Origin of the sequence: Pseudomonas sp. RGB, from assembly GCF_007713445.1 — a bacterium.
Taxonomy (GTDB): Bacteria; Pseudomonadota; Gammaproteobacteria; order Pseudomonadales; family Pseudomonadaceae; genus Aquipseudomonas.
In genome coordinates, this window is record NZ_VMSH01000003.1 from 609,111 (window position 1) to 620,440 (window position 11,330).

An 11,330-nucleotide genomic window follows, 5' to 3' on the forward strand; every position below is an offset into this window, starting at 1 on the left:
TTTGCTGCATGAAAAGGCCCGGAATGCTCACATCCCTTAAGCAAGAAAAATACATGTTACTGGCGCTGATTGCCGCCATCGTCGCCTACCCGTTGGAGCACTGGATGCTGCACAGCGGGCAGATGGTGGCGTTACTCAGTGGCGTGGCGCTGATCGTTTTCATCGTCGTGGCTTCGATGCGCGTTGCCCACCACGCTGAACAACTGGCGGAAAAGGTCGGTGACCCTTACGGCACCATGATCCTGACCCTCGCCGCGGTGTTGGTGGAGGTGGTGATCCTGGCGATCATGATGAGCAACGAACCCTCACCGACGCTGGTGCGCGACACGATTTATTCGGCTGTGATGCTCGATATCAACGGCATCCTCGGCCTGGCTGCGCTGATGGGCGGCATCAAACATGGCGAACAGTCCTACAACGATGACTCGGCACGCAGCTACAGCGTGATGATCCTTACGGCCATGGGCGTGTCGATGGTGGTGCCGGAATTTATCCCTCAGGCTGACTGGAAAATTTACTCGGCGTTCACCATCGGTGCGATGGTGCTGCTTTACACCCTGTTTTTGCGCATGCAGGTGGGGCCGCACAGTTATTTCTTCAGTTACAGCTACCCGGAAAAACGCCGCAAGAAACAGCCGGAAGAACAGCAGGAGCCGCCGATCAGTTTGGCTTTCTCCATTGGCACCTTGGTGTTTGGCGTGATTGTGATCGGCGCACTGGCCGAGGTGATGTCCAAGACCCTCGACCTGGGCCTGGAAGGCACGGGCGCACCGCCGGTGATCACGGCGATTGTGGTTGCGGCTATTTCGGCGGCGCCGGAAATTCTGACGGCATTGCGCGCAGCTTTGGCCAACCGCATGCAGTCAGTGGTCAACATCGCACTCGGTGCGTCGTTGTCGACGGTGATTTTGACGGTGCCGGTGATGGAGGCCATGGCGCTCTACACCGGCCAGCCGTTCCAGATGGCGATGACGCCGGTGCAAACCGTGATGGTGTTGATCACGCTGGTTGTCAGTGCGATCAACCTCAACGATGGCGAAACGAATGCCATCGAAGGGATGACCCATTTTGTGTTGTTTGCGACGTTTATCATGCTGTCGTTGCTGGGGTTGTAACCAAACCAATGTGGGAGGGGGCTTGCCCCCTCCCACATTTTGGTCTGCGCCTGACTTAGGTTCCGGCGATCAACTGTCGCGCCGCCTGGCTGTGATCGGCAATCAAACCTTTCAGATCCAGCCCTTCAACCTGCCCGTCAATCACTCGCCATTTGCCCCCGATCATCACCCGATCCGCCCGGTCGGCGCCGCACAGCAGCAGCGCCGAAATTGGATCATGGCTGCCGGAAAAACGCAGTTCATCGAGCTTGAACAGCGCCAGGTCAGCCTGTTTGCCCACGGCCAGTTCACCGATATCCGTGCGCCCCAGTAATTGCGCCGATCCTTTGGTCGCCCAGCCCAGCACGCCTTCTGGGGTGATCTTTTCTGCGCCGTAACGCAGGCGCTGGATGTACAGGGCCTGGCGCGCTTCAAGGATCATGTTCGAGGCGTCGTTGGACGCCGAGCCGTCCACGCCCAGGCCAATCGGCGCACCGGCGGCGAGCAGGTCCAGGGTCGGACAGATGCCGGAGGCCAGGCGCATGTTCGAGCTTGGGCAATGGCAGATACCGGTGCCGGCGGCGCCCAGGCGTGCGATTTCATCCGGGTTGAAGTGAATGCCATGGGCCAGCCAGGTGCGCGGGCCGAGCCAGCCGACGCTGTCGAGATAATCCACGGTGCGCAGGCCGAAGCGCTGCAGGCAGAAGTCTTCTTCGTCGAGGGTTTCCGCCAGGTGCGTGTGCAGGCGCACATCGAGGCTGTTGGCCAGTTCGGCGCTGGCTTGCATGATTTGCGGGGTGACCGAAAACGGCGAGCAGGGCGCCAGGGCAATCTGGATCTGTGCGCCGTCGCCGCGCTCATGGTATTCGCGGATCAGGCGTTGGCTGTCGTCGAGGATCACTTGGCCTTGTTGCACGGTCTGCTGCGGCGGCAGACCGCCGTCGGCTTCACCCAGGCTCATGGAACCGCGGGTGAGCATGGCGCGCATGCCCAGTTCGCGCACGCTTTGCACTTGCACGTCGATGGCGTTTTCCAGGCCGTCAGGGAACAGGTAGTGGTGATCGGCCGCGGTGGTGCAGCCTGAGAGCAGCAATTCCGCCAAGGCGACTTTGGACGCCAAAGCGAGTTTTTCCGGGGTCAGCCGGGCCCACACTGGGTAGAGGGTTTTGAGCCACGGGAACAACGGCTGGTTGACCACCGGTGCCCAGGCGCGGGTCAGGGTCTGATAGAAGTGATGGTGGGTGTTGATCAGCCCCGGCAGGATCACATGTTCGCGCGCGTCGAACACCTGTGCGCAGGGCACGGCAGGCTCTTGCCCCCAGCCCAGCAGTTCGGTGATCACACCGTCTTGCAGCACCAGGCCGCCACGGGCATCGAGGCCATTGGCAGTGAAAATCGCGAGGGGGTTTTTTAACCAGATACGGGTCGCAGGCATTGGCCGGCTCCTCTGAATGATGGGTTCAGGTTTGCCAGCTCAGTGTTGCCCTGTCTGCTGATCCAGGGTCGCCGGTTGAGGCGAGGTCGGTAGATTACGTGGAGTTCTGGATCCGGTCCAGCTGCAGGCGCGAGGTGCTCTTGAGTCACCAGTGCCGTTCAGCGAAGCGGGCCCCTGTGGGAGCGGGCTTGCCCGCGATAGCGGTGTGCCAGTCAACATTAAGGTTGGCTGGGCCGACGTCTTCGCGGGCAAGCCCGCTCCCACATTTTGATCCGTGGTATTACCAGGCGATGGTGTCGCCTTTGTAGTCCACGAAGTGATGGCCGCCCTTGCCCGTGTAGGCATTTACCTGATCGATCAGGCCGCGCACGCTGGTGTCGACATCAATGAGCGCGTTTTCACCGCCCATATCGGTCTTCACCCAGCCCGGGTGCAGCGACAGCACGGTGAGCTTTTGGTCACCGAGTTGGGTGATAAAGCTGTTGGTCATGGAGTTGAGTGCAGCCTTGCTGGCCTTGTACAGCGCCAGGTCCGCACCGTCGGGAATGGTCACGCTGCCGAGCACTGAGCTCATGAAGGCCAGCACGCCGCTGTCTTTGCGAATCTTCCCGACAAAACGCTGGGCCAGGTTGATCGGTGCCACGGCGTTGGTGAAGAACAGCTGGCCGACTTCCGCCAGGGTGGCGTGGCCAGGCTCTTGATTGGCGGGGCCTTTGACGCCGGCGTTGACGAACAGCAGGTCGAAGGTGCGGTCCTTGAGGCGCTGGCTCAGGGCGATCACGGCTTGCTGATCATCCATGTCCAGCTTTTCGACGTGTACCGGGCCTGCGGCTTTGAGCGCATCGGCCTTGTTCGGATCGCGCACGGTGGCGGTCACATCCCAGCCGTCCTGAAGCAATTGCTTGACCAGGCCAAGGCCCAGCCCGCGCGAGGCGCCGATGATCAGTGCGGTTTTTGGCGTAGACATGAAAGGCTTCCTTTGGAATGAAGGTTCACGGATTCAGTGGACAACGTTGCCCCAGCCTTTGCTGCAACTCCTGGCGCAGGTGGCCGAGTTCGTTGATACGGGTTTCGATCAGGTTGAGCTTGTCTTGCAGCAATTGCGTGACAGCGCTGTCGGGGTCGGGCGCCTGCCACAGGGCGGCGACGCTGCTGCCGATCTCGCCCAGGCTGAAGCCCAGGCGTTGCGCGGTCTTGATGTAGAGCACCAGTTGCACCATGTCTGGCGGGTAGTCGCGGTAACCGTTGGCGCTGCGTTGTGCTGCGATCAACCCGCGCTGCTCGTAGAAACGCAGGGTGTCGCGGCTGACCTGGCTGGCCTGGGCTAGTTCGCCGATACGCATGGGGCGGGCTCGAAAGGGCTTGACCCTGGAGCATACTCCAAGCTTTAGCCTGCTGGCTTCTTAATTCAAGGAGCTTGCCGATATGTGGACCGCTGCCCAATACCGAACACTGGTGCGCGCCAGCGCCTGGTATGACTTGATCGTGACCGCGGCGTTTGTCACACCGTGGAGCTTTGTGTTGGTGCACAGCGTGTTGCAGGGTTTGAACCTGCCGGGGACGTTGCCGGCGTTTGCACCGGCGCATGTGCTGATGGCCAATTTGCTTGGCTCGATTGTGTGCGTGTGGGCGGTGCTGCGAATTCGCGACCCGCAGCGCCAGTTTGGCCTCTATGACGCGGCCGGCCGCGCACTGTTCGCGACATGGCAGCTCTACGCGCTGATGCAGGGCGCGACGGCGGTGCTGTGGGTCACTTTGCTGTTTGAGGGGGCGTGGGGCATCGCGCAGATGGTCCCCGTGGAGACTGATCAAAAAATGACCGGCGCCCGTAAGCCCTTATGACAGAAGGGTTACAGGCGGATGTGCTCAGGTTATCCACAGGCAGGTGCACAGTAGATGTGGGCAGTTTCAGCGCGCCAGCAGGATGCGCCCACGGCTCAGGTCGGCAAGTTGGGTTTGCAGCGTGTCGATAGCCGCCTCGCCCAGTGCCAGCTGCAGCTCCACGCCATTGGCGGTGAAGGTTTCCTCCACCACCAGCCCGCCCAGTTCGGCGACCCGCAGTTTCACCAGGTTCAGCTCGGAAAAGCCGCAGGCGCAGCTCAGTGGCACGCGGCTGATCAGCTCGATGCGCTCGGCATTTTGCAGGCATTTGTTCGCGCCGCCACCGTAGGCACGGGCGAGGCCACCGGTGCCCAGTTGGATGCCGCCGTACCAGCGAATCACCAGCACGGCGACCTGATCAAAGCCTTGGGCCTCGATGGCGGCCAGAATCGGCCGCCCCGCGGTACCGCCGGGTTCGCCGTCGTCGTTGCTGCGGTACTGGTCGGCGAGTTTCCAGGCCCAGCAGTTGTGCGTGGCGTTGAGGTCGCTGTATTGCTCGAAAAACGCTTGGGCGTCTTGCGCGCTGCTGATCGGCGCCGCGAGGGTAATAAAGCGGCTTTTGCGTATTTCTTCACGAAATTCGCAAAGGCCGGTAAGCGTGAAAGGCATAAGTCGCTTCGTTTAGAGGGCTGGCTTGATGCCACAGCCTTTGAGAATGATGTGGATCAGGTTGCTGCCGGCGTCTTCCATGTCTTGTTTGGTCAGCTTGGTGCGGCCGGTGACGCGGCAGATCTGGGTGGCAAAGTCGGCGTAGTGCTGGGTGCTGCCCCATAGCAGGAAGATCAGGTGCACGGGGTCGATGGGGTCCATCTTGCCGGCGTCGATCCAGGCCTGGAACACGGCGGCGCGACCACTGAACCAGGCGCGGTAATCCTGGCTGAAATATTCGGTGAGGCATTCGCCACCACTGATGATTTCCATGGCGAAGATCCGCGAGGCCTGTGGGTGACGCCGGGAAAACTCCATCTTGGTGCGGATGTAGCGGGTGAGCGCCACGGCCGGGTCGTCCTCGGCGGTCAGCGCGTTGAAGGTGCTGTCCCACAGTTCTAGGATATTGCTGAGCACCGCGATGTACAGGCCGAGCTTGTTGGTGAAGTAGTAATGCAGGTTGGCCTTGGGCAGCCCGGCACTCGAGGCAATGGTGTTCATGCTGGTGCCTTTGTAGCCATGGCGCGCGAACTCGTCTTCAGCAGCCTGCAGAATCGCTTGTTCGTTCTTTTGCCGAATGCGGCTGGCGGGTTTACCGGCGTGGTTGCTGTGGGCAGGAACTTCGAGGCTCATGGAGGTTTCCGTGCTGATCGATAGAGACGACGTGTGCACAGATAACCCACCCTCAAGCCTCAGACAAGTCCCGATGCAATAAAACCGTCAAAGCGGTTCCAGCGTGTCGCTTTCCGGCGCGTGGTTTGCGCCAACGCAGGTCGCTTTGGTTTCCGGTAACAACAGGCACAACACGATGGCGGTCAGGCCGCCGCTGGTGATGGCTGAGTCGAACAGGTTTCGCACCAGGGACGGCATCAAGTGCAACAGGTCCGGTTGGGCGGCAATGCCCAAGCCGACGCCGAACGAGGTGGCGATGATCAGCATGCTGCGCCGGTCCAGTGGTGCCTGGGCAAGGATGCGCACACCGGCAGCGGCCACGCTGCCGAACATCACCAGGGTGGCGCCGCCCAATACCGGCTTGGGAATTTGCTGCAGCACGGCACCAATCAACGGAAACAAGCCGAGACAGAACAACAGCACGCCGATGTACAAACCGACGTAACGGCTGGCGACGCCGGTGAGTTGGATCACGCCGTTGTTCTGCGCGAAGGTGGTGTTGGGAAAGGCGCTGAAGGTAGCGGCGATCATGCAACTCACACCATCGCCCAATACGCCGCCTTTGAGTCGGCTTATATAAGAAGGGCCGCTGATGGGTTGGCGCGCAATCATGCAATTGGCGGTGAGGTCACCGACGGTTTCGATGCTGCTGATCAGATAAATCAGCGCGATGGGCAAAAAAGCGCTCCAGTCGAAGTTGAAACCAAAGCGAAAGGGCATTGGCACGCTGATCAAGGGCAAGTCGGGCAGTGCTTGGGGCACCAGTTTGCCGCTGAACCAGGCGGCCAGGCTGCCGAGGGCCAAGCCGATGATGATCGCCGAAAGGCGTATCCACGGGGTATTGGAGCGGTTGAGCAAAATGATGGTCAGCACCACGAACACGCCCAACGCCAGGTTCACCGGAGCGCCGAAGTCGGGCGCGTTAAAACCGCCGCCGAGGTCGGTGATGCCCACCTTGATCAGGCTGATGCCGATCAGCGTAATCACAATCCCGGTGACCAGGGGCGTGATCACACGGCGCAGTTGGCCGATAAAGCGGCTCAGCACGATCTGTACCGCTGCGCCGAAAAAGCACACGCCGAAGACCATCGCCATGATGTCTTCCGGGCTGCCACCGCGTTGCTTGACCAGAAAGCCTGCCGACAACACCGCGCCGAGAAACGCAAAGCTGGTGCCTTGCAGGCAGATCATCCCGGCACCGATGCCAAATGGCCTGCGTGCCTGAATGAAGGTGCCGACGCCGGAGACCATCAACGCCATGCTGATCAGGTAGGGCAAATGGGCGGTGAGGCCCAGCGTGGAGCCAATAATCAAAGGCGGCGTGATAATGCCGACGAACGCCGCCAGCACGTGTTGCGCGGCGGCCAGTATTGCCGGGATGGGTTTTGGGCGGTCGTTGAGGCCGTAGATCAGGTCGCTGGGGCTGGAGGTTTCTGGTGGCATGGCGGGCAAACTCAGGGCGGACGGTTCAAGGTCCTTGTGCCTTGCAAAAAGCTGTCCAGTTGCTCAGCTTTTGCCGAAAGGCCCGAGCTAGCGCGTTGCCGCCAGACTTTCGAGAAAGCTTTCCAGCACCAAATGAGGGCGACGGCCCTTGCGCGTGACCGATGCGAGGCTCAAATCGTAAAAACGTGTAGTCGGTTTCAGCGCACGCAGTCGGCCTTGTTGCACCCACAGGCTAGCGTAGTGGTCAGGCAGGTAACCAATGTAGCGACCCGTGAGGATCAGGAACGCCATGCCTTCGCGGTCCGAGGCACTGGCGGTGCAGTTGAGTGCCTGGTAATGGGCCTGGATCTCGGCGGGCAAGCGGAAGGTGGGGGCGATGGCGTCCTGGCTGTCGAGGCGGGTGTCGTCCAGTTGTTTGTCGTCGGCATAAAACAGCGGATGGCCAACCGCGCAATAGAGCAGCGAACGTTCGCTGTAGAGCGGCTGGTATTCCAGGCCCGACAGCGCGCTGGCCTGGGGGACAACGCCGACATGCAGGCGGCCGTCGAGTACGCCTTGCTCGACTTCATTGGGGGCGATCATGCGGATTTGTATCTGCACGTCCGGGCCGCGTTCCTTCAACTGTGCCAACGCGTGAGTGATGCGCATGTGGGGCAGGGTGACGAGGTTGTCGGTGAGGCCGATGATCAGCTCGCCACGCAAATGCTGGTGCAGGCCGTTGACCTCAGTGCGAAAGCTTTCCAGGGCACTTAATAGCTGCAGGGCCGATTGGTAGACCTCGCGGCCTTCTTCGGTGAGTGAGAAACCGGCACGCCCGCGTTGGCACAGGCGCAATCCCAGGCGCTGTTCGAGGTCGCTCATCTGCTGGCTGATGGCCGAGCGGCCAATGCCGAGCACGGTTTCTGCTGCTGAGAAGCCGCCGCACTCCACCACGCTGCGAAAGATGCGCAACAGGCGGATATCGAAGTCACTGACTTGGGCCAGGGGGTCGGGTCGACGGCTGCTCATAGTTTAGTGAAGGCCTGACTGAAGGTTAGAAAAGTTGAATTTCACCGACTTTATCTCCGTGGCAATTTAGCTGCAAGAACGCTTTTCAATCCCGACGCTGCCTTTTGCCCTGCGAGGTTTTGCTGATGAACATGCCCGAAAACGCCCCTACGTCCCTGGCCAGCCAATTGAAGTTGGATGCGCACTGGATGCCCTACACCGCCAACCGTAACTTCCAGCGTGACCCGCGCCTGATCGTGGCCGCCGAAGGCAGTTGGTTGACCGATGACAAGGGCCGCAAGGTGTACGACTCGTTGTCGGGCCTGTGGACCTGCGGCGCCGGGCACACCCGCAAGGAAATCCAGGAAGCGGTCGCCAAGCAACTGGGCACCCTGGACTACTCCCCGGGCTTCCAATACGGCCATCCGCTGTCGTTCCAGCTGGCAGAAAAGATTACCGACCTGACGCCGGGCAATCTGAACCACGTGTTTTTCACGGACTCCGGCTCTGAGTGCGCCGATACCGCGGTAAAGATGGTGCGCGCCTACTGGCGCCTTAAGGGCCAGGCGACCAAGACCAAAATGATCGGCCGCGCCCGTGGCTATCACGGTGTCAACATCGCCGGCACCAGCCTGGGCGGCGTCAACGGTAACCGGAAGCTGTTTGGTCAGGGCTTGATGGATGTGGATCACCTGCCTCACACCTTGCTGGCGAGCAATGCGTTTTCTCGTGGCATGCCGGAGCAGGGCGGTATCGCCTTGGCCGATGAGCTGCTCAAGTTGATCGAACTGCACGACGCGTCGAACATTGCCGCCGTGTTTGTTGAGCCGATGGCCGGCTCCGCTGGCGTGCTGGTGCCGCCACAGGGCTACCTCAAGCGTCTGCGTGAGATCTGCGATCAGCACAACATCCTGCTGGTGTTCGACGAAGTGATCACCGGGTTCGGCCGTACCGGCTCAATGTTCGGCGCCGACAGCTTCGGCGTGACCCCGGACCTGATGTGCATCGCCAAGCAAGTCACCAACGGCGCGATCCCGATGGGCGCGGTGATTGCCAGCAGCGAGATCTATCAGACCTTCATGAACCAGGCGACGCCGGAGTACGCCGTGGAATTCCCCCACGGCTATACCTACTCGGCGCACCCGGTGGCGTGCGCGGCTGGCCTGGCGGCATTGGACCTGCTGCAGAAGGAAAACCTGGTGCAGAGCGTGGCCGAAGTCGCGCCACACTTTGAGAATGCGCTGCACGGTTTGAAGGGCAGCAAGAACGTGATCGACATTCGTAACTACGGCCTGGCCGGCGCGATCCAGATTGCTCCGCGTGACGGTGATGCCATCGTGCGTCCATTCGAGGCCGGCATGGCCTTGTGGAAAGCCGGCTTCTACGTGCGCTTTGGCGGCGACACCCTGCAGTTTGGGCCAACCTTCAACAGCAAGCCGCAGGACCTGGATCGTCTGTTTGACGCGGTCGGCGAAGTGCTGAACAAGATCGACTGATTCCTCCTTCTATATAGAACACCTTTTCAGGAGCCCTGCATGAGCCTTATCCAGCATTTGATCAACGGTGAGTTGGTCAATGACAGCGGCCGGAGTGCCGACGTGTACAACCCGTCTACCGGCCAGGTGATTCACCAAGTGCCATTGGCCAGTCGTGAAACCATCCAACAGGCGATCGACTCGGCCAAGGCCGCGTTCCCGGCGTGGCGCAATACCCCGCCGGCCAAACGTGCCCAGGTGATGTTTCGTTTCAAGCAATTGCTGGAGCAAAACGAAGCACGCATTTCGCAGTTGATCAGCGAAGAGCACGGCAAGACGCTGGAAGACGCGGCGGGTGAATTGAAGCGCGGGATCGAGAACGTCGAGTACGCGTGCTCGGCGCCGGAGATTCTCAAGGGCGAGTACAGCCGTAACGTGGGACCGAACATTGATGCCTGGTCGGATTTCCAGCCGTTGGGCGTGGTGGCTGGTATTACGCCGTTCAACTTCCCGGCGATGGTGCCGTTGTGGATGTACCCGCTGGCCATTGTCTGCGGCAACTGTTTCATCCTGAAGCCGTCGGAACGTGATCCAAGTTCTACGCTGCTGATCGCGCAGTTGCTGCAGGAAGCCGGCCTGCCTAAAGGCGTGTTGAGCGTGGTGCACGGTGACAAGGGCGCGGTGGATGCGCTGATCGAGGCGCCGGAAGTCAAGGCGCTGAGCTTTGTGGGCTCGACGCCCATTGCCGAATACATTTATTCCGAAGCGACCAAGCGCGGCAAACGTGTGCAAGCGCTGGGCGGGGCGAAGAACCACGCGGTGCTGATGCCGGACGCAGACCTGGATAACGCCGTGAGTGCCTTGATGGGCGCGGCGTATGGTTCGTGCGGTGAGCGTTGCATGGCGATCTCGGTGGCGGTGTGCGTGGGTGATCAGGTGGCGGATGCGTTGATCGCCAAGCTGGTGCCGCAGGTCAAGGCGCTGAAGATTGGCGCGGGCACTTCGTGTGGCCTGGATATGGGGCCGTTGGTGACTGGCCAGGCGCGGGATAAGGTCAGTGGCTATATAGAAGACGGTGTGGCTTCGGGCGCTGAGCTGGTGGTGGATGGTCGCGGGTTAAGTATTGCGGGCCATGAAGAAGGCTTCTTCCTGGGTGGCAGCCTGTTTGATCGCGTGACGCCTGAGATGCGTATCTATAAAGAAGAGATTTTTGGGCCGGTGCTGTGTGTGGTTCGGGTGGATAGCCTGGAAGCGGCGATGCAGCTGATCAATGATCACGAGTACGGTAATGGCACTTGCATCTTTACTCGTGACGGTGAGGCGGCGCGCCTGTTCTGTGACGAGATTGAAGTGGGCATGGTCGGGGTGAATGTCCCGCTGCCGGTGCCGGTGGCTTATCATAGCTTCGGCGGCTGGAAGCGCTCGCTGTTTGGCGACTTGCATGCCTATGGGCCGGATGGGGTGCGTTTCTATACCCGTCGCAAGGCGATCACCCAGCGTTGGCCGCAACGAGCCAGCCATGAAGCGTCGCAGTTTGCCTTTCCTAGCCTGTAAGGCGGGATAAAAGCCGGCCCCCTGGGGCCGGCTTTGTCGTTTTTGGGGCTTTATTGACCGATATGACAGAAATGTGAAAAAAAGGTGTTGACGGCAGATTCTGGAAGTCTATAATTCGCCCCACTTCCGGCGCAGTCGAAA

Annotated in this window: 11 protein-coding genes; 4 read left to right on the forward strand and 7 right to left on the reverse strand. The window is 60.7% G+C overall.

The window, feature by feature from the left end; translation table 11 throughout:
• The first annotated feature begins 23 nt into the window (after window positions 1-23).
• Window positions 24-1,115: a calcium:proton antiporter gene (locus FPT15_RS09765; RefSeq protein WP_145160376.1), complete on the forward strand. Its 1,092-nt coding sequence runs from the start codon at window positions 24-26 to the stop codon at window positions 1,113-1,115.
• A gap of 55 nt (window positions 1,116-1,170) precedes the next feature.
• Here the strand turns inward: FPT15_RS09765 and FPT15_RS09770 are convergent, their stop codons facing one another.
• From FPT15_RS09770 to FPT15_RS09785, 3 genes are all read right to left on the reverse strand, one after another.
• Entirely contained in the window at window positions 1,171-2,529 is a 1,359-nt protein-coding gene (locus tag FPT15_RS09770) for an 8-oxoguanine deaminase (protein WP_145160377.1), read from the reverse strand.
• Window positions 2,530-2,809: 280 nt separating this feature from the next.
• Window positions 2,810-3,496 carry an SDR family oxidoreductase gene (locus tag FPT15_RS09780; protein WP_145160379.1) on the reverse strand — a complete coding sequence of 229 codons (687 nt, stop codon included), beginning with the start codon at window positions 3,494-3,496 and terminating at the stop codon, window positions 2,810-2,812.
• Window positions 3,497-3,521: 25 nt separating this feature from the next.
• A complete protein-coding gene (locus FPT15_RS09785) occupies window positions 3,522-3,872 on the reverse strand; it encodes a MerR family transcriptional regulator (RefSeq protein ID WP_145160381.1) in 351 nt (116 codons plus the stop codon).
• A gap of 82 nt (window positions 3,873-3,954) precedes the next feature.
• On the opposite strand from FPT15_RS09785, the gene FPT15_RS09790 reads away from it, so the two are divergent.
• Window positions 3,955-4,371, forward strand: coding sequence for a hypothetical protein (locus FPT15_RS09790; RefSeq protein ID WP_145160383.1), 417 nt, complete (start codon window positions 3,955-3,957; stop codon window positions 4,369-4,371).
• Between the two features lie 66 nt (window positions 4,372-4,437).
• Here the strand turns inward: FPT15_RS09790 and FPT15_RS09795 are convergent, their stop codons facing one another.
• From FPT15_RS09795 to FPT15_RS09810, 4 genes are all read right to left on the reverse strand, one after another.
• Entirely contained in the window at window positions 4,438-5,019 is a 582-nt protein-coding gene (locus tag FPT15_RS09795) for a YigZ family protein (protein ID WP_145160385.1), read from the reverse strand.
• Between the two features lie 12 nt (window positions 5,020-5,031).
• On the reverse strand, window positions 5,032-5,691 hold the full coding sequence (locus FPT15_RS09800) for a TetR/AcrR family transcriptional regulator (protein ID WP_106577751.1): 660 nt from the start codon (window positions 5,689-5,691) through the stop codon (window positions 5,032-5,034).
• Window positions 5,692-5,778: 87 nt separating this feature from the next.
• A complete protein-coding gene (locus FPT15_RS09805) occupies window positions 5,779-7,173 on the reverse strand; it encodes a uracil-xanthine permease family protein (protein WP_145160387.1) in 1,395 nt (464 codons plus the stop codon).
• An 87-nt stretch (window positions 7,174-7,260) separates the two neighbouring features.
• Window positions 7,261-8,181, reverse strand: coding sequence for a LysR family transcriptional regulator (locus FPT15_RS09810; RefSeq protein WP_145160389.1), 921 nt, complete (start codon window positions 8,179-8,181; stop codon window positions 7,261-7,263).
• Between the two features lie 125 nt (window positions 8,182-8,306).
• On the opposite strand from FPT15_RS09810, the gene FPT15_RS09815 reads away from it, so the two are divergent.
• Both FPT15_RS09815 and FPT15_RS09820 read left to right on the forward strand, forming a co-directional pair.
• Window positions 8,307-9,656: an aspartate aminotransferase family protein gene (locus tag FPT15_RS09815; protein ID WP_106577754.1), complete on the forward strand. Its 1,350-nt coding sequence runs from the start codon at window positions 8,307-8,309 to the stop codon at window positions 9,654-9,656.
• A gap of 39 nt (window positions 9,657-9,695) precedes the next feature.
• Window positions 9,696-11,189: a CoA-acylating methylmalonate-semialdehyde dehydrogenase gene (locus FPT15_RS09820; RefSeq protein ID WP_145160391.1), complete on the forward strand. Its 1,494-nt coding sequence runs from the start codon at window positions 9,696-9,698 to the stop codon at window positions 11,187-11,189.
• Window positions 11,190-11,330: the final 141 nt, after the last annotated feature.